This is a genomic window from Anoxybacillus sp. P3H1B, assembly GCF_001560855.1.
Lineage (GTDB): Bacteria > Bacillota > Bacilli > Bacillales > Anoxybacillaceae > Anoxybacteroides > Anoxybacteroides rupiense.
The window spans coordinates 568166-587325 of record NZ_LPUG01000009.1; the positions used below are offsets into that span (position 1 = coordinate 568166).

General features: G+C 43.0%; 15 protein-coding genes. 1 reads left to right on the forward strand and 14 read right to left on the reverse strand.

The genetic code is table 11. From position 1 onward, the window contains the following. Nucleotides 1-184 precede the first annotated feature (184 nt). From AT864_RS03105 to zapA, 10 genes are all read right to left on the reverse strand, one after another. Nucleotides 185-1162, reverse strand: coding sequence for an electron transfer flavoprotein subunit alpha/FixB family protein (locus AT864_RS03105; protein WP_066146340.1), 978 nt, complete (start codon nt 1160-1162; stop codon nt 185-187). Nucleotides 1163-1464: 302 nt separating this feature from the next. Beyond that, nucleotides 1465-2238 carry an electron transfer flavoprotein subunit beta/FixA family protein gene (locus AT864_RS03110; RefSeq protein ID WP_066146343.1) on the reverse strand — a complete coding sequence of 258 codons (774 nt, stop codon included), beginning with the start codon at nt 2236-2238 and terminating at the stop codon, nt 1465-1467. Between the two features lie 79 nt (nt 2239-2317). Then, nucleotides 2318-3091, reverse strand: a complete 774-nt coding sequence (locus AT864_RS03115; RefSeq protein WP_066146346.1) for an enoyl-CoA hydratase — start codon at nt 3089-3091, stop codon at nt 2318-2320. A gap of 24 nt (nt 3092-3115) precedes the next feature. Beyond that, nucleotides 3116-3700, reverse strand: coding sequence for a TetR/AcrR family transcriptional regulator (locus tag AT864_RS03120; RefSeq protein ID WP_066146349.1), 585 nt, complete (start codon nt 3698-3700; stop codon nt 3116-3118). 87 nt (nt 3701-3787) lie between these two features. Then, nucleotides 3788-5476: an AMP-binding protein gene (locus tag AT864_RS03125; protein WP_066146352.1), complete on the reverse strand. Its 1689-nt coding sequence runs from the start codon at nt 5474-5476 to the stop codon at nt 3788-3790. Nucleotides 5477-5833: 357 nt separating this feature from the next. Beyond that, nucleotides 5834-6241: a DUF350 domain-containing protein gene (locus AT864_RS03130; RefSeq protein ID WP_044742983.1), complete on the reverse strand. Its 408-nt coding sequence runs from the start codon at nt 6239-6241 to the stop codon at nt 5834-5836. Nucleotides 6242-6256: 15 nt separating this feature from the next. Further along, nucleotides 6257-8611 carry an endonuclease MutS2 gene (locus AT864_RS03135; protein WP_156450484.1) on the reverse strand — a complete coding sequence of 785 codons (2355 nt, stop codon included), beginning with the start codon at nt 8609-8611 and terminating at the stop codon, nt 6257-6259. Between the two features lie 5 nt (nt 8612-8616). Further along, nucleotides 8617-10353 (reverse strand): DNA polymerase/3'-5' exonuclease PolX, encoded by a 1737-nt coding sequence (gene polX / locus AT864_RS03140; RefSeq protein ID WP_066146355.1) that lies wholly within the window; start codon nt 10351-10353, stop codon nt 8617-8619. 94 nt (nt 10354-10447) lie between these two features. Continuing rightward, a complete protein-coding gene (locus AT864_RS03145; protein WP_066146359.1) occupies nt 10448-10987 on the reverse strand; it encodes a CvpA family protein in 540 nt (179 codons plus the stop codon). 4 nt (nt 10988-10991) lie between these two features. Next, the gene (gene zapA, locus AT864_RS03150) at nt 10992-11258 is read right to left on the reverse strand and encodes a cell division protein ZapA (protein ID WP_044742986.1); all 267 of its coding nucleotides are present in this window, start codon (nt 11256-11258) and stop codon (nt 10992-10994) included. A gap of 489 nt (nt 11259-11747) precedes the next feature. On the opposite strand from zapA, the gene rnhC reads away from it, so the two are divergent. Next, nucleotides 11748-12671, forward strand: coding sequence for a ribonuclease HIII (gene rnhC, locus AT864_RS03155; protein ID WP_066146362.1), 924 nt, complete (start codon nt 11748-11750; stop codon nt 12669-12671). A gap of 224 nt (nt 12672-12895) precedes the next feature. Here rnhC and AT864_RS03160 read toward each other — a convergent pair whose 3' ends face one another. The 4 genes from AT864_RS03160 to AT864_RS03175 form a co-directional block, all read right to left on the reverse strand. Then, complete coding sequence (locus tag AT864_RS03160) at nt 12896-16021, reverse strand: MMPL family transporter (RefSeq protein WP_066146366.1); 3126 nt, start codon at nt 16019-16021, stop codon at nt 12896-12898. Then, nucleotides 16018-16470 carry a MarR family winged helix-turn-helix transcriptional regulator gene (locus tag AT864_RS03165; protein ID WP_066146369.1) on the reverse strand — a complete coding sequence of 151 codons (453 nt, stop codon included), beginning with the start codon at nt 16468-16470 and terminating at the stop codon, nt 16018-16020. Before AT864_RS03165 ends, AT864_RS03160 begins: the two co-directional genes overlap by 4 nt. A 532-nt stretch (nt 16471-17002) precedes the next feature. Next, nucleotides 17003-17950, reverse strand: coding sequence for an ABC transporter permease (locus AT864_RS03170; protein ID WP_066146372.1), 948 nt, complete (start codon nt 17948-17950; stop codon nt 17003-17005). Next, nucleotides 17943-18857 carry an ABC transporter ATP-binding protein gene (locus tag AT864_RS03175; protein ID WP_066146374.1) on the reverse strand — a complete coding sequence of 305 codons (915 nt, stop codon included), beginning with the start codon at nt 18855-18857 and terminating at the stop codon, nt 17943-17945. Before AT864_RS03175 ends, AT864_RS03170 begins: the two co-directional genes overlap by 8 nt. Nucleotides 18858-19160 lie beyond the last annotated feature (303 nt).

The window sequence follows — 19160 nt, forward strand, 5'->3', positions numbered from 1 at the left end:
TTGCGCGACGAAACTCGGCGTTTTTTCTCATCCAATCGCTTTTCAGCTACACATCTGTAAGAAGTATATCACTTTATAACAGAAGGTGCTAACTTTTTGCTTCAGTTCTAATATTTGCTTTCAGCCAATAATTATAACAAAAAAACGAGCAAAGCCGATAGAACTTTGCCCGTTTTCTTAAAACTTAGGAGTGAACTTTTAGCTTTTTGAATTCCTCTGTCAGCAACGGCACCACTTCAAATAAATCCCCTACGATTCCATAATCGGCTACCTTAAAGATATTGGCTTCTGGATCTTTGTTAATCGCAACAATCACTTTTGAATTGGACATGCCAGCTAAGTGCTGAATCGCCCCTGAAATTCCGCAAGCAATATATAAATCTGGAGTGACTACTTTACCGGTCTGCCCGATTTGTAAGGAATAATCGCAATATCCGGCATCGCATGCTCCCCGCGAGGCTCCCACAGCTCCTCCAAGAACATCAGCTAATTCTTGAAGCGGCTTAAATCCTTCCGCACTTTTCACTCCGCGTCCGCCAGCCACAATGACCTTCGCTTCTGATAAGTCAACGCCTTTCGCTGTTTTGCGCACAACCTCTTTCACAATTGTTCGCAAGTCTTTAATGTCAACAGACAGGCTCTCTACATTGCCAGAGCGAGCATCGTCGCGAGAAAGGGCTGAAATATTGTTTGGACGAATCGTCACAAAGATGTGGCCATCTGTCACTGTCTTCTTTTCAAAGGCTTTTCCAGAGTAGATAGGACGCGTAAATAGGAGTTCTCCATCTTTTTCTTCAATAGCAACAACATCTGAAATTAATCCAGCATTCAGCTTAGTTGCTAATTTTGGCGATAAGTCCTTTCCAAGAGCAGTGTGCCCAAATACAATTCCCTCTGGCTTTTCGGCATCAATCGCTGCCATTAGTGCTTGACCATATCCATCTGGTGTGTACGTTTTTAATTGATCGCTTTCCACGACAACCACACGATCGGCGCCGTAAGCAATCAGTTCATTGGCATAAGCTTGGACGCTTTCTCCTGCTAATACAGCGACAACCTCTCCGCCTTGGGCAATCGTTTTAGCTGCCGCAATGGCCTCAAATGATACATTTCTTAATGATCCGTCACGAATTTCCGCTAATGCTAATACTTTTCGAGTCATATTGGATCCCCCCGTATGTGAAAAATAGGCTGTTTTGCTATGCCATTCGGTTTTGTTCAAAGTGATCTCCCCACCACCTACGCTTCGCTTAGAGGAGGGGGCTTCAAGCGACTTGTGCGTGTTCGCTGAACGGTAAGCCACACACAAGAACCCTTTCGCTTCCCTTCGTTCCGAAGGAGTCCGTTCGAACGATAGAGCATCCTATCCGTTGGCGATTGCCAATCGAAATTCATCTCCCCACCTACTCGCTGGCCTGTCGCCCTTCACGTTCCTTGAAGATGGAGACTTCTTTTGGAAAGCGGTTAAATTACTTTCGCTTCTGTGCGCAAAAGCGTTACAAGCTCCTTCACTTGCTCCTCTAATTCTCCTTGAAGAATTTTCCCCGCTTCTTTTTTCGGCGGCAAGAAAATTTCCACTGTTTTTGTTTTTGGCTCTACATCCTCTTCTTCGAGATCAAGATCATCTAATTCTAATTCATCAAGCGGTTTCTTTTTCGCTTTCATGATTCCCGGCAACGAAGGATAGCGAGGCTCGTTAAGCCCTTGTTGTGCTGTCACTAATAACGGAAGCGAGGCTTCGATGACTTCCTCATCGCCTTCTACATCGCGGACAACCGTCGCTTTTCCACCGTCGATCTCAAGCTTTGTAATGGTGGTTACATAAGGAATGCCAAGCATTTCTGCTACGCGTGGACCTACTTGCCCTGATCCTCCGTCAATGGCAACATTGCCCGCGAGAATCAAATCCGGCTGCTTATCTTTTAAAAATTCCGCAATAATTTTCGCGGTTGTATATTGATCGCTTTCTTCAACATCGTCTTCTGTATTGATCAAGACCGCTTTATCGCATCCCATAGCAAGAGCGGTTCGCAATTCTTTTTCAGCTTCTTCATTGCCGACCGCCACGACAGTAATCTCTCCTCCGAACTTATCGCGCACTTGGATCGCTTCCTCAATCGCATACTCATCATATGGATTGATGATGAATTCTGCTCCATCTTCATTGACTTGGCCATTTTGAATGACAATTTTTTCTTCTGTATCAAATGTGCGTTTCATTAAAACAAAAATATTCATGGAAAGCCCTCCCTGTGTGTTTATCAAACATTTGTTCACTTTTAAATATTCTGTAAATTAAAGGCAATAAAGAGCGTTTTCACTTTCCTTGGAATTGCGGCGGGCGCTTTTCAATGAACGCTTGCACACCTTCTTTTCCATCTTCGGATACAAATACCTTGCCGAACAACTCCGCTTCAAGCTGTACTGCTTCATGAAAAGGCTGCGATTTTGCCGCATTAAGCAGTTCAAGCGTCGCGCTTATCGATACAGGGCTCTTTTGTGCGATTTTATTGGCTAATGCCGACGCTTCCTGCAACAGCTGTTCTTCTGGTACAGCTTTATTCGCTAATCCCCACTGAACAGCTTCCACTCCCGTGATCGGTTCAGCCGTCCACATCATTTCAGCCGCCTTTCCAATCCCTACATAGCGTGTTAAGCGCTGTGTTCCTGCAAATCCCGGAATAAGACCAAGCTGGAGCTCTGGCAATCCAAGCTTTGCATTTTCAGCCACAATACGAATATGGCAACCCATCGCCAGTTCCAATCCGCCACCAAGAGCAGCACCATGAATAGCGGCAATAACTGGCTTTGGAAACTGTTCAAGCTTCTCCATTACCTGCTGTCCGGCACGCGCCAACTCCGTTGCCTGCTCCCTTGCACCAATGGTTGTAAATTCTTTAATATCAGCACCAGCTGAAAAAAATCTACCTTCTCCGTGAAGTAAAATCACACGAACGCGTTCATCGTCCTTCAACTGATCCAGCAGTTTTGAAAGCTCTTTCAAAACGGCGGACGACAATGCGTTCGCAGGAGGACGAGAAAAAGTGATAGTTGCAACTAATTCCTCCGTATTGACCTTCAAAAACTCCATATTTTCCTCTCCCCTTTACAAAAATCAAGAGGCTGAACAGCCTCTTATTAGCAGCTCATGAACCGGTTTGGCCAAAGCGGCCAAGTCATACTTCTGTTCATTCATCACCCACGTTGTCACCGTTTCGTCAATTGTTCCAAAAATCATCTGCCTTGCTAAGCGGACATCCAAGTCACTGCGAAACTCGCCAGACTCTATTCCTTCATTAATGATTTGTTCCACTACCCGCAAATAACCTTTCAGCACTTCATTAATACGAGTGCGCAATTCTTTGCTTGATTGACGCAATTCAAGCTGGGTTACAATCGCCAAGTGATGATCAGCTGACAGAAGCTCAAAATGTTTTTTAACTAACATATATAACTTCTCTGAAGCACTCGAAATTCCTTCAATTTCTTTTTGAATTTTTTCAATAAACGAACCCATTTTTTCTTGAAAAAGTGACACAAGAATATCTTCTTTATTTTTAAAGTAGAGATAGATGGTTCCATCGGCTACACCTGCTTGCTTAGCGATTTTCGAGACTTGTGCATGGTGATAGCCGTTTTCGGCAATTACAATGACTGCCGCTTCAATAATTTGCATAAATTTTGGACTGTTACGTTTCAATCGTCATTCCCCTTCTTCAAACATGAATGAATAATCATTCATGTTTTAATTTTAAAAATTATCTCATCTATTTGTCAAGAAAAAAAATTATCCAAGCTTTGCCTCTCCTTTTTTTGTTTCTTCTTCAATTAATGCGCGGCGTAAAATCTTTCCGACCGCCGTCTTTGGCAGTTCTTTGCGAAATTCATAAATGCGCGGTACTTTATAGGATGCTAGCTTGCTTCTCATAAATTCATTCAATTCTTCCTCCGTGCAATTCATCCCTTCTTTCAAAACAACAAACGCTTTAACGGTTTCTCCGCGATATTCATGCGGAACTCCGACCACAACCGCTTCGCGAACCTTCGGATGCTCATACAAAACTTCTTCTACTTCTCGCGGATAAATATTATATCCACTCGCAATAATCATATCTTTCTTGCGATCCACAATGAAGAAATATCCTTTTTCATTCATGTAGCCAATGTCACCTGTATAAAGCCACCCATCGCGCAGTGCGCTCTCTGTTTCAAACGGCTGGTTCCAATAGCCTTTCATCACTTGTGGCCCGCGGACCACAAGCTCGCCAATCTCGTTCATATCCGCTTCCTCGCCCGTTTCTAAAGAAATGATTTTTGCTTCTGTATCAGGCCACGGGACACCGATGCTTCCTTTCACTCGCTCCCCATCCCATAAAAAGTTGGCATGAGTAACTGGCGAAGCTTCCGTTAAGCCATATCCTTCAATCACTTTCCCACCTGTAAGCGCTTCAAACTTTTCTTGCACTTCCACTGGAAGAGAAGCCGATCCGCTAATGCACGCTTTAATGGATGATAAATCATATTTTGATAAATCGGGGTCATTTAATAAGGCAATATACATCGTTGGGGCCCCTGGGAACAACGTCGGTCTTTTCTTTTCAATCGTTTTTAATGTCGTCTTAATATCGAATTTCGGCAGCAAAATCATCTTATAAGCTTGCATAATCGATAAATTCATAATGGTTGTCATTCCATACACGTGAAAAAACGGCAACACTCCTAAAATGGTTTCTTCTCCTTTCGGACAGCGATACATCCAGTGAACGCACATAATTGTGTTAGCGATTAAGTTGTGATGGGTCAGCATCGCTGCTTTAGGAAACCCTGTGGTGCCGCCTGTATATTGCAGCAAGGCTACATCCTCCATCGGATCAATCTCCATATGAATTTCTTCCTTTTGGAACGTCGCCATGATCGTTTCCCATAGATGTTGGTGGTCTCGCTCTTCAATGCGGACAAGGGGCTGCTTTTGCTTTTTTTGAACGAATGGATAGAGGATTTTTTTGACAAGCGGCAAATATTCCTGAAGCCTTGTGACAATCACATGCTTTAATGGCGTCGCTCCCTTCACCTTCATTACTTTCGGATATAAAATGTCCAATGTGATGATGATGCTTGCTTCACTATCTTTAAGCTGATATTCCAGTTCTCTTTCCATATAAAGAGGATTCGTTTGAACGACAATTCCACCAGCCAATAAAACTCCATAATAACTAATTACGGCCTGCGGACAATTAGGCAACATGATCGCCACCCTGTCTCCTTTTGCCAAGCCAATCTCAAGGAGGTAGCGCGCCAGCTTCAGTGACTGCTCATAAATATCGTGAAACGTTAATCGTTTTCCTAAAAAATCAATTGCCTCTTTTTGTCCAAACTGAGCTGCTGTTTCTCGCAAATAATCAGTCAACGTTTTCTGCGGATAATCCAGATGATGCGGGATTTGCGGGGGATAGTGGGCAAGCCAAGGTTTTTCCATCGTATCTCCTCCATTTTTGATAATTCTGACGATTTATTTTCATTTTATTACATTTTTTAAAAAATTACATTAAAAAAATAGCCTGTGTTACAGAATCGTCTTCATCTCAACATAATGGAGGACCCCCGCAGTGCTAGCTGATCATGTGCTGCGTCAGCCTTTATCGCTGTATAAGCAGGCGACAAGCCAATTTCGTATCTGACATCACAAGTCGTTCATTAGAAAAAATAAAGCGCCTACTTGATGTAGACGCTTCTCATATAAAAAAGAGCCAATATATAACACCGATCACAAGAAATACGCCACATAATACAAACAATACCTTTGCCAATGTTTCCATCTGATTAACTCCCCGTTCTAGCGAATGCTTTCCCCAATCACAAATGATAAGCCAATGGAAATGATCATCGAAATCAGTCCAACTGCCCGATTATCTTTAGAAATTTCTTCATCAATGTTAAATTTCGGCGTTAAAAATTCATAAATAAAGTAAGCCACTAGCAGCAAAATAAATCCGTAAACACCCCAGCCAATCACCGATAAAAGGGATTCGTGATGGTTGATGGCATATCGGAAAATGTTAGCGATGCCAAAAATTTTTCCGCCTGTCGCCATAGCCACGGCCACATTCCCATTTTTTATTTCGTCCCAATTTTTATATTTTGTCACTAATTCAAATATGGCTAAAAAAACTACCATACATAAAACAGCCACACTAAAATTTGCAGCAATCTTCACGATTTCATTTTCCCAAAAGGAGTTCATGGACTTCTCCCCTCACTATTTCAATTCGACAATGGTGACGCCTGTACCGCCCTCCGTGGCTTCTCCGAAGCGAATGCTTTTCACAGAACGATGCTTTTTCAAAAACTCTTGTACTCCTTTGCGCAGCGCACCTGTTCCTTTTCCGTGAATAATCGATACACGTGGGTATCCAGCCAGCAGAGCATCATCAATGTATTTTTCAACGCGAACAATCGCATCCTCATATCGTTCGCCGCGCAGATCAAGCTCTAAACCAACATGGTACTCCTTTCCTTTTACTGTTGCTATCGGCTTCGTTTCAGCTTGTTTGGCATTCCCGATATATTCGAGATCTTTTTCCTTCAGCTTCATTTTTAAAATACCAAGCTGCACTTGCCATTCATCGTCAGAAACTTTTTCGAGCAAATATCCTTTTTGATTTAAATGGATCGCTTTGACCTCATCTCCTGGCTGGAATTGGCGAGTTGTCCGTTTAATCGCTATCTTTTTGCGTCCATCCATTGCCGGCATCGCCTCTTCTAATCGTTTTTTTGCTGCAATTAATTCATGATCCTTAATTTGTGCCAGCTTTTCCTTTTGCATATGCCGCAATTCCCGGATCACTTCATCCGCTTCCCGCTGTGAAGCTCTAATAATTTCTGCTGCTTTTCGTTTCGCTTCATCCATCCATTCATCGCGTTGTTCGTTTAAGTCTTCCCATTTTTTCTCCCATTCGCTGCGAAGCTGTTCAGCTTCCTTACGCACGGCTTCCGCTTTTTGTAATTCTTCCTCTGCCTGCTTTTTGCTTTGCTCAAGCGAGGCAATCATATTCTCAATTTTATTGCTTTCCACGCTGATCTGTGACTTAGCGCGATCAATAATCGCTTCCGCTAATCCAAGCCGCTTCGATATTTCAAATGCGTTGCTTCGTCCCGGCACACCGATTAACAGCTTGTACGTTGGACTTAGCGTATCAATGTCGAATTCCACGCTCGCATTCATGACACCGCTGCGATTATAGCCGTAAGCTTTTAATTCCGGGTAATGAGTGGTCGCTACCACTCGTGCTCCACGCTCATACACCTCATCCAAAATAGCAATCGCCAATGCCGCTCCTTCTTGAGGATCTGTTCCCGCTCCAAGCTCATCAAATAAAACAAGGCTCTCGTGGTCCACCTCCCGCAAAATCTCTACAATGTTGACCATATGCGAGGAAAAAGTACTTAAGCTCTGCTCAATGGATTGCTCATCACCAATATCAGCGTAAACAGAGCGAAATACAGCCAGTTCGGAGCCATCAAGAGCAGGGACAAAAAGACCGGCCTGCGCCATCAAAGTTAATAAACCGATCGTTTTTAATGTGACCGTCTTTCCTCCTGTATTTGGTCCTGTAATGACAATTGTTGTATACTCCTTGCCAAGCTCGATATCGTTTGGGACAACGATATTCGGGTCAATGAGCGGATGGCGCGCTTTTAATAAACGAATATACCCTTCATGGTTCATTTTCGGTTTTGCTGCGCTTATTTTTTTTGCATACTTTGCTTTAGCAAAAATGAAATCAAGCTCCGCTAGGCAATCGACATTGGCCAAAAGCACATCGGCATGCTCTGCCACTTTTGTTGTCAGCTCTATTAAAATTCGCTCAATTTCCTGTTTCTCCTTCACCCGCGCTTCCTGAAGCTGATTGTTCAAATCAACCACCACTTGCGGTTCAATAAATAAGGTCGCTCCCGAAGATGATTGGTCATGGACAATGCCGCCGTATGCATGGCGATATTCTTGCTTAACTGGAATCACATAGCGGTCGTTGCGAATGGTAATAATCGCATCTGACAACATTTTTTGCGCTGAAGATGACCGAATCATGCTTTCGAGCCTTTCCCTTACTCTTGCTTCTGTCGTGCGGAGCTGTTGACGAATCGAGCGCAGCCTGTCGCTAGCATGATCTAGTACCTCTCCATGATCATCAATACAGCGCTTAATCGCCTGCTCCACCTCTGGGAGGGCCACCATTTGCTGGGCATATTGCAGCAAATGCAAAATCCCTTCCTTTTCGTCGTTTAGCGCGTCAATAAATTGTTTCATTTGTCTGCTCGCATAAATAGTGCTAGCAATGTCCAACAGTTCATGGGCGCTTAATGTTCCGCCGATTTTCGCTCGCTTTAAGCTTGAACGAATATCAAAAATTCCGCCAAGCGGAGCATGTCCGCGCAGCCGCAATGCCAAAACCGCTTCGTCCGTCTCTTCCTGCCACTGAACGACTTGAGCAAAATCGGATGAAGGAACAAGCCTTTCCACTTTTTCTCTTCCTAATGAGGAAGAAACATGCTCCAACAGCTGTGCTTTTACTTTATCGAATTCTAGTGCTTTCAACATTCGTGCCTGCACTGGTGTCACCTCTTCCGTTCGTGATTGTACTCATGGCGGCGTAAAAATTCCTGCAGCTTTTCAAGCGGCCATGTATTCATCACCGTTTCTTTGCGAATCCAACCTTTGCGCGCAGCCGCAACCCCCACCTTCATATCATCAAGCATCTGCAGGTGATGGGCATCTGTATTAATAGCCACTTTTACTCCTGCTTCCTGCGCTTTTTTTAAGTAGGCATAGGTTAAATCGAGACGATGGGGATTGGCGTTCAGCTCAAGGGCTGTATTCGTTTCCTTGGCTAACTCAATCAGCCTGTCGATATCAACCGCATAACCGCTGCGCCGCTCAATCAGCCGTCCCGTTGGATGAGCAATTAAATCGACATGAATATTTTCGAAAGCCGTCTTTAGCCGCTTCATGATCGTCTCTTGATCTTGAGAGAATCCCGTATGAATGGCAGCAATCACAAAATCTAAATCTTTCAATACATCGTCATCGTAGTCAAGCGTTCCATCTGGCAAAATATCCATTTCAATGCCTGCTAAAATAGTAAAATCGCGATATTTTGCATTTAAACGTTCAATTTCTTCCCTTTGTCTCTTCAGACGTTCCACCGTTAAACCGTTGGCTACCCTCAAAAATTGGGAGTGATCGGTAATGGCCATATAATGGTAGCCTTTTTTTCGGCACGCTTCTGCCATTTCTTCAATGGAGCAAGCGCCATCGCTCCAAGTTGAGTGCATATGCAAATCGCCGCGAATATCAGATAGCTCAATGAGTGGATAATCTTTCTGATATTTTTCAACCTCGCTTCCATCTTCCCTCAGCTCAGGAGGAATAAACGGCAGCTGAAAATGAGCAAAAAGCTCTTGCTCGCTTGCAAATGTCATGACTCTCCCTGTTTCTACTTGTTCAACCCCGTATTCACTGATTTTTTCGCCTCGTTCTTTCGCCAGTTGCCTCATGCGAACATTGTGTTCTTTAGAGCCTGTAAAATGATGCAGAGTTGTCGCAAACTGTTCTTCGGTCACTAAGCGAAAATCAACAGCAATTTCATATTCATAACGAAGCTGCAACGAAACTTTCGTATCTCCTTTGGCAATAATTTGCGAAATATGGGCAAGTTGCAGCAGTTGTTCACGCACCTTCTCCGGACGTTTCGTCGCAATTATAAAATCTAAATCCTTTACCGTTTCTTTCATGCGCCGCAGGCTGCCAGCACGGGAAAAACGAATGATTTCTTTCATTTCTCTAAGCTGTGCCTCAATCTCTTCCGCAATAGGCAAGACAGCGGCAACAGGCAAGCGCTCGGGACGCGACCCCACCTCTTCAATGGCGGCAAGAATTTTATCCTCTGTTTTTTTTCCGAATCCAGGAAGCTTTTGAACACGCTGTGCCAGACAAGCAGCTTTGAGAGTAGCCATATCCGTTACACCCAGCTCTTGGTACAATTTTGCAATTTTTTTCCCTCCAAGTCCTGGGATCTTTAAAAGAGAAAGAAGACTATCGGGAATTTCCTTCTGCAATTCTTCAAGCGTTTTAGAGGTTCCCGTCTCGAGAAATTCAGTAATCACAGCCGCTGTTCCCTTTCCGATGCCAGCCAATTTCGTAAAGTCATCCATTTCCGTTAGGCTGCGCTCATCCGTCTCTAAAGCGTTAGCGGCTTTGCGAAAGGCAGAAACTTTAAATGGGTTTTCTCCTTTGATTTCCATATATAAAGCAATCGTTTCTAGTAAATGAATAACATCTTTTTTATTTTTCATTTGAAACACCACCTGTCCGTACCATTCACTACAAAAATGATACAGGTTTTCTTGGAAAAACACAAAAAACTTCTCTACTCTCATAGAGAAGTTACTACGATATGTAGTGAATCCACATATGCTTCAGCATATCCGATAAAAAAGGAGTATGCTTGACAATCGCACCTGCCATCAAAGAATTCTGCAATTGAGCCTGCCAGCTTTCAATCGGAATAAGAGCTCCGATATACAGCAATAAAAAGACAAGCAAATACACCTCGACAAATCCAAGAGCTCCGCCCGCCCAGCGGTTGATGCTTCTTAAAAGAGGCAGTTGTGCAACAAAATCAAGCATCGAGCCGATGATTTGCATCACAATTTTTGTCGCAAAAAATAAAAGGGCAAACGCCATTGCTCGATAATATGCCTCATCAAGGTGAGCGCTTTCAAATAGCATCTTTACCGTCTCTGGATCTCCAAAGGAAGGATATGGAATCCACAATCGCAGCGTCGGCACCAATTTTTCATAATTCATATAGGCAATAATAAAAGCAATCAGAAAACCTGCCATATGGATAAACTGCAAAATAAATCCTCGCTTTAATCCGATCATAAACCCTGTTAAAAGGATGAAAAGCAATACGACATCCACCATGGAATCACTCATCCTTTTCTCGTTTCTTCATTTGTTGTAAAAGTCGGTCATATTCCTCTTTCAATTTAATATATTCATGAACAGCGTTAACTGCTGTTAACACGGCTAGCTTTGTGACATCAAGTGTCGGATTTTTTGAGCTTATTTCCCGCATTTTATCATCTACAATCGATGCTACTAACCGAATATGGCTAGAGCTTTCCGTACCAACAATGGAGTATTGTTGTCCGTATATATCGACTGTAATTCGCGTTTTGTGTTGCTCCGCCAAATGATTTCCCCCATTCTGCAAAATCCTATTGTTTATCATATCATGAATGCTGTTATAGTTAAAGTAAACATGTTTTTCTTACTTATCTATCCAAGTATCAAGTCTCTCCATTTAGAAAGAATTCATTCTTGGTTTATAACATCGCTTCAACGAACATTCGTTTGAATGTTTGCCACGCTATACGTGACGAAGGCATTCTTTAGCTGTTTAACATCATCCACCGAGAAGTCACCCACCTCTAAACAAAGTGGAGGCGGGGGACGTTCATAGATGAGCAGTTCTTTCTTCAAGATGCAGCTATGTACATAGTGAAACCATAAAAGACAGCATTCCATTCTTTATGATAGTATCATAAAATGAAATCGATTTTTCTTCATGATCGGTCAAAATAGTAAGAAACATGGAGTGATTACAGCCGAAACGCGAAGAATCGAATGAAAAAACAAGGATGATTCAACATCCCAATCCATTGATAAGAAGGTGAATATAGTGGCTAATTATGTTATACAAGCGACAGAAAGTACGATAAAGCGCATGGAACAGTATTATAATTCGTATATAACAGGGCATCTTCCTGCCGGCGCTTTATTTGTTGCAAAAAAAAATGGCTGCACGATTACTGCCTACCGATCAGGAAAGGTGCTATTCCAAGGGAAAGAAGCAGAGAAAGAAGCACAAATATGGAGCATTCCTGCTTCACAGCAGCCGACATTGAAAGAGCAAAACACATCTTCTCCGCGATTGTCCATTGTGTCTGCCGTCGGTTCAGATGAAGTAGGGACAGGCGATTATTTCGGCCCGATCGTCGTTGTGGCCGCTTATGTCGCTAAAGAGCAAATCTCTTCACTTGCAAAAATGGGCGTCAAAGACTCGAAGCAATTGACAGATGAGGCGATTTGCCGTCTTGCTCCTTTATTGATGGAAAAAATCGAGTATGAGCAAGCTGTGCTTTCAAACCACACTTATAACCAGTGGCAACAAAACGGAATGCCGCAAACAAAAATAAAGGCGCTGCTTCATAATGAAGCGATCAAAAAGCTTGTACAAAAGCTGGCTCCCGCATCACCTGAAGCCATTATCATTGATCAGTTTATTGAACGTGATCGATATTTTCTCTATCTAGAAGGGGAACGCCATGTCATCCGCGATCACGTCTATTGCATTCCAAAAGCAGAAACGGTCCATATCGCGGTAGCGGCCGCTTCGATCATTGCCCGTTATCTATTTTTGCACGAAATGGACAAATTAAGCGAGCAAATGGGAATGAATCTCCCTAAAGGCGCAGGAGAGCATGTTGACAGAGCGGCCGCCAGCCTCATTCAAACCCACGGCGAGGCCTCTCTCGAAGCATGTGCCAAACTCCATTTCGCCAATACGGAAAAAGCGAAGCAAATCGCTATGAAGTTTAAGTAACCATCCAGGAAAACAGGGCGATAGGTAAAGAAGCGAAGCCGTTTTTCAATCTCATCCTCCAATTATATCGAAGCGGGAACGCATAGCTTTTTTGCGACCATCTGGGCATTGCTTACTTCTTATATAGCTTTTGTCCGTCTCCTCTAGATCTTCAACTGTTCAAAAACAAAAACCGGAGCACAACATCTCTCTTGCTCCGGTTTTTAAGCTAACGAAAAACCTATTTATTGTCTGATGTACGGCCACCAGTTCGCCTTTCCGAACATTTTGACCATCACAGGGATAAATAGCGGCAGGACGACAAAAGCATATAGAATTAATCCTGTTAAAACAATGGTCGCAATTTGCAGCAATGAAAGCACGCCGGATGGGTACATAGCTGCAAATGTTCCGCCTAAAATGACAACGGCAGAAATAATGACCGTTCCCATATTTTTCATTGCCTCAATCATCGCTTCCTGTATTGGCTTATCCTTATACTCGTTGAAACGATCCATTAAGAAAATGCTGTAATCAATGCCAAGCGCCATTAAGATCACAAAAGCGAAAAACGGCACTGCCCAGTTAATTCCGGCATAACCAAGCAGATTGACGAAAATCAATTCTGTGACAGCCATCGACGTGTAGTATGTCAATACAAGCGATAAAATCAAATACATAGGCATGATAAACGAGCGCAATAAAGCGATCAAAATCAGCGCAATTCCGATAAACATAAACATGACCGTGCGCGAATAATCTTTTTGCGAAACTTGGTCTAAATCCGAATAAACGCTTGTAACTCCGCCGATTCCTACTTTGGCGTTTTCTAATTTTGTATCTTTAACCGCTCGCTTAATGGCCTGCTTCAGTTCTTTCACTTGATTGATTGTTTCTGTCGAATAAGGATTTTTCTTAAATACAACATCTACTGTGACAACTTTTCCATCCTTCGACATATAAGCTTCTTTAGCCTGAGCAAATTCTTGGCTTTCAAGCACTTGTTTTGGCATATACCATCCCGCTAATTCTTCATCTGGCGAAGATGATAACTCAGAGAGGTAGCTTTGTGCAGAGCCAAGGCCATTTTCGACCTGTTTGAGCCCGTTCACGCTTTGGTCTAATCCCCCGATAAGCTCATTCATTTGCCCATCAAGCTGTGAAAAACCTGTCAATAGCTGCTCCTGTCCATTATTCACTTGATTTAATCCATTAGCGAGTTGCGGCAATTGTTGAACAATTTGCTGCTGGCCGTCCGCAGCTTTATCCATTCCTTGCTGCAACTGTTCCAATCCAGCGATTAATTTGGTCATGCCATCAATCAGCGCTTTTTGTCCAGCAATCAGATCATGAAACGAACGATTGGCTTGGCGCACACCGGCGGTTGTCTTTTGCAATGCGCCATTCAGTTGGGCCAATCCTCCAGCCATTTGCTTGGACTGCTCGGCAAGCTGAGCCACTCCTGCTTTTGTTTGTTGATACTCAGCATCTTGCTGTAACTCCGGATGTGTTTGCTCAATATGATTCAACGAACCATTTACCGCTGACAATTGCTGTGATAACACGCTCATGCCGGACTGTATTTGTTCATATTGCCCAAGCAATGACGATAATCCAGAACCGGCGCTTTCATAGCCTTGCAGAAGCTGTTCTGCTCCTGCCAGCAATTTTTTAGCATTTGCTTGCACGGATGCAAGGCCGTTTTTAATTTCTCCAGCCCCTACTGAGCCATCGCGAACGCCTTTCTCAATTTGCTGTAATCCTTTCTGCAAATCGCTGACTCCTGTTTTCAATTGATTCGTGCCTGATACAAGCCCTTGAATCCCATCTGTCGCCTGTTTCAATTGCGGCGCAGAAGCAGACAACTGTTGGCTTGCTTGACTTAATCCGGAGCGAATTTGTTCGATGCCGTCTGCTCCTTGGCCAATTCCATCTTTCAGCTGCTTTGCTTGTTCTGTCACAAATAGCTGCTCAATCGGCTCTCCTGTTGGCCGAGTGACAGAGCGAACGTGGTCGACGCCATCGACCCTCTCAATTTCTCTGCTCATTTTTTCAATTAAATAAAAATATTCATCAGAATTCATATTTTCATCATTTTTCATGACAATTTGCGTCGGCATCGCTTCTCCTGGACCAAAGCTATCGGCAATAATATTAAATGCTTTAACCGATGAATAATGATCACCAATCTCCTCCATAGAGTTGAACGACAATTTCCCATCATATGTTAATAAGACAGGAAGCGTAATCACCGCTACAATCGCGAGCGATACAAGCGGTTTGGCAAAGGAAAAGCGTCCTGCTACTTCCCATAGCTTGCTTTGTTTATGCTCAAGCGAGCCTTTTAATGGCCAAAATAGCTTTGGACCAAGCACCGCCATAAAAAATGGAACAAGTGTCATCAGCGCTATGAGAAGCACAGCAATCCCAACGGCAACAGCTGCGGCGGATTGATATAACTTAAATGTTGACAACCCGATCGCCGCAAAACCAATCATAACGGCAAAACCGCTAAATAACACGGTCTTTCCAGCGGTGCGATACGTGGCCACAATGGCCTCTGTTTTGGTTCCCTGCCGCGACAATTCTTCTTTAAAACGGCTTAAAAGCAAAATGCAGTAGTCTGTTCCAATTCCGAACAATACCGCCACTAAAAAGGTTTGAGTAAACGTCGAAAGCGGAAAATTCACTTGATCAACTAAAAAGGCCACAATGGATTGCGATACGACATATGTGATTCCGACTGCGAGCAGCGGAATAAACGGTGCCACTGGTGAACGGAATACAATTAATAAAACCGCTAAAATAAAGACGACTGTAATTCCTTCTGTTTTCTTTACTCCTTCTTGCGAGCTGACTACAACATCTTCATCGATCATCCAGCCGCTTGTATAATAGTGCTCTAACGAAATATTATCAATCGCCTTGTACAACGCATCACTCATTTGTTTGGCGCTGCGATCGTTCCGCTCTATTTTAAGCGATGTGAGGATGGTGGTTCCATCTTTGGACACAAGCTGATCTTTTAGCTCTTTTTCTTGAAAAGGCGATACAATTTGTGTAATACCAAGCTTATCTTTATTCTTTTCTAATTGTTCAATCGCTTGTTCCGCTTCTTTCCAATCCCGATCGGTCAACTTCCCATCGCGGTGAAACACAAGCGCCACGCTCAATTCATCGCCCGTTTTCTGCTTCTTCTGGACTTCCTCCAAGATCTCGGAAGCCAATGTCGAGGAATATCCTTTCGGAACCGTAATTTGTCCTTTTTCGCGAATAAGGTCGGCCATATTCGGGGCTGTCATGACTAACAGCACAGCTGCAAGCACCCATATGCCTAATACCAACCATTTCCCTTTAATAATCGCCCTCACGCTTCTACCTCCATTTCATGCAAAGCAGATGCCAGTTTTTCATACAGTTGAAGAAACATTTCAATTTCTTGCTCTGAAAATTTAGTTATGAATGATCCGACAAGTTTATGAATTTTTTCTTCTGTCTCTTGAAACCACCGCATCCCTTTTTCGGTTAATGTTAAGTAAATAACGCGGCGATCTTTTTCATCCCGTATCCTGCGAACCATTTCTTTTTCTACAAGACGATTGGTCATCGCAGTAATCGCACTTTTATTGACAATAAATGCGGAAGCAAGCTCTGTCGAGGTGCAAATGCCTCGCTTGTACATATAGCGCAGCAAATAATATTGATCGTTTGTTATGTCTTCGTCAAGCTCACACTTGACAAGCATCGCCCCCCTTTTCATCACATCAAATGAAACGGAAAGATACCGTTCAACCAGCTCTTTTACTTTTTTCGACTGCAAAAAATCACCACCCAATAGTTAAACTATTTAACTGTTAAACAATATAACTATTACACTCGAAAAAGTCAATGAGAAAAATATTGATCATGCCATAATAAAAAGCGAAAGAATGAGATGAAATCGGAGACGCCAAAAAACCGCACATATATTTTATGTCGCAATAGCATTCTTATGCGAGGCTTATAGCGTGTAACCTTCAGAATATGGGGGCGGCCATTCTTAATCATATGCTCTTACTTTCAAATTTTGACGACAGCGATGCTCTCATGTCCAAAACGTAGGGGAGTTCGTCAAGCAGGTGCTTCGGAACCCCCGATAAATGTATGTCTCCCACCGACACTTGGTTAAAGAAGTGGAAGACTTTTCAGTGGATGATGTTGCTATCCAAATGATTTTTTCGAAAAGAAAAGCCGTTTGCAAAGATCCAATCACCGAATGAGCTTTAAAGCCAATCGCTGCTTTTCCAGCATAAAAGGATGCCTTTAAAATTCGGCATCCTTTCTCAAACTTGTATCGTTCGTGTCCTCCTCTTTTAAGCAGCGATGTCACGCTTTTGAAAAATCAACCATGCAAGTGCATTAAACACGAGAAAATAAAGAAGCAGCATCATAATCGAAAACGACATCGTCATTCCTTCGACCATCGGCATTCCATCAAGATATTGGGACAAATTGGTATTGGCAAACAACAAATATTTAGCCCAGTCAAATTTCATCGCTAAGAAATATGTGATCTGCGGACCAATAAATAAGGAAAAAGTGGCTAAGCCAATCGCAAGCGATTGATTGCGAAAAACGGTCGAAATCATAAAAGCGAAAGTGGTCATCATCACTAAGTCAGCGCAATTGAGCGCATACATTTGCAATACATACCATATCATGCTCTTTTCTACGACCTCGCCGTTTTGATACGCTAAATACGGCTCTTTGATCGTCTCGATCCCAAAAAGGGCAGCGCCGCTTATCGCGGAAACCGCAAACAAAAGAACGAGCAACCCAATCGCAAACAACAAAGCAGCCATGTATTTCGAAAGCAAAATTTTAGCGCGGTTTGTCGGCCGGATCAGCAGCAGTTTAATCGTTCCCCATGAAAACTCGCTAGCCACACTTCCTGCGGCGACAATGATTGTAAACAACGTAACAAGAGAAATCATGCCAGCCGAGCTTTCAAGATATCCCCAAAATGTATTGGACGCGATCGGTTTAATATCATGTTTTAGACGATATTCGTTAATTTTCAGCTGCTGTGTTAAATAATCTTTATATGTTTTTGAAATATTCCCTTCTTCTAAACTTGCTTTAAAACTAGCAGTCTCTGCTGTTACCTCCTTTCTCCAGTCCGTCGGTTCGCGATAGCTTGTTTTGACGATAATCGCACCGGCAACGGCAACTAGCACGAGCAACCCAATCATAAACCATGTGCCAAACCGATAATAAATTTTCATGTTTTCATTGCGAATAAGTGAAAAAAAGTTAGACAATTTCGTTTCCTCCCGTCATTTCAAGAAATCTTTCTTCCAGCGATTTTGCTAGCACCTGAATTCCGTATACTTGGACATGTTCGGCTACTAAAGCGGCATTGAGCTTTGGAATGTCGTGATAATCGATGTCCACTTCTATCCCTTGCCCATTTTGCTGAATATGATAGTGAGGAAAGCGTTCTTGAACCACCTGTGCCGCTTTTTCAATCGGGTCTACGATCCATAATACCTTTTGCGCTTGTTTTGACAGCTCCTGTACCGCTTCAATCGTCACTAGCTTTCCATGCTGGATGATCGCAAAACGGTCGCACATCATCTCCATTTCAGATAAAAGGTGGCTGGATACAACAATTCCCAATCCTTCTTCTCTGGCCAGCTTCCGTAAATAATCGCGAATTTCACGAATACCCGCAGGATCAAGTCCATTTGTCGGTTCGTCTAAAATAAGCAGAGAGGGACGATGAAGCAGTGCTTGGGCGAGTCCTAAACGCTGCCGCATACCGAGTGAATATGTTTTGACCTTGTCGTGAATGCGATGCTCTAATCCTACTAGTTTGATCACTTCATCAATTCTGTCTTTCGTCACTCCACTTGTCATCCGGGCATAGTGCAGCAAGTTTTGGTACCCAGTCAAAAATTTATACATTTCTGGATTTTCAACGATAGCGCCAACATACCGAATCGCTTTTTCAAAATTTTTAGCGACATCGATGCCATTGATCAGCACTTCGCCGCTCGTAATATCCATTAATCCCACAATCATCCGGATGGTTGTCGTTTTTCCGGCTCCATTCGGCCCAAGAAAGCCAAATACTTCACCGGCAAATACCTCGAGTGACAAATCATGAATAATCGTTTTACTTCCAATATCTTTTCGGACATTCTTTAACTGCAAAAGCGGGTTCATAAGCTTTTTCTCTCCTTTGCCTCGTTTTCTGATCCCTTCTTTCTTGCTGTCCTGCATGAAGCCATCCTCCAAGCGCCAAGAAAAAGCAAAAAATCGCTACACGGTTCCCTATGAATGGACCTATCAACGAATTCTCTTTTTTCAAATCATAGAACAGCCATGCTTCGATCAAGACAGCCTCATAAGATATGAGATCATGTTCATCCATTCCCCTCCCTCCATAATAACGAACATAGGCTGCAATAGGTTTCAAAATTATTCCATAAAATAAAGAGAGGGGGACCTATAAGTTTAATTTCTCTG

Excerpts from the sequence above, each read along its gene's own strand:
- AT864_RS03110 (WP_066146343.1), bottom strand. The coding sequence starts at position 2,238 with ATGAATATTTTTGTTTTAATGAAACGCACATTTGATACAGAAGAAAAA.
- AT864_RS03105 (WP_066146340.1), bottom strand. The coding sequence starts at position 1,162 with ATGACTCGAAAAGTATTAGCATTAGCGGAAATTCGTGACGGATCATTA.
- AT864_RS03125 (WP_066146352.1), bottom strand. The coding sequence starts at position 5,476 with ATGGAAAAACCTTGGCTTGCCCACTATCCCCCGCAAATCCCGCATCAT.
- AT864_RS03130 (WP_044742983.1), bottom strand. The coding sequence starts at position 6,241 with ATGAACTCCTTTTGGGAAAATGAAATCGTGAAGATTGCTGCAAATTTT.
- AT864_RS03115 (WP_066146346.1), bottom strand. The coding sequence starts at position 3,091 with ATGGAGTTTTTGAAGGTCAATACGGAGGAATTAGTTGCAACTATCACT.
- polX (WP_066146355.1), bottom strand. The coding sequence starts at position 10,353 with ATGAAAAATAAAAAAGATGTTATTCATTTACTAGAAACGATTGCTTTA.
- AT864_RS03145 (WP_066146359.1), bottom strand. The coding sequence starts at position 10,987 with ATGGTGGATGTCGTATTGCTTTTCATCCTTTTAACAGGGTTTATGATC.
- AT864_RS03175 (WP_066146374.1), bottom strand. The coding sequence starts at position 18,857 with ATGAACCCGCTTTTGCAGTTAAAGAATGTCCGAAAAGATATTGGAAGT.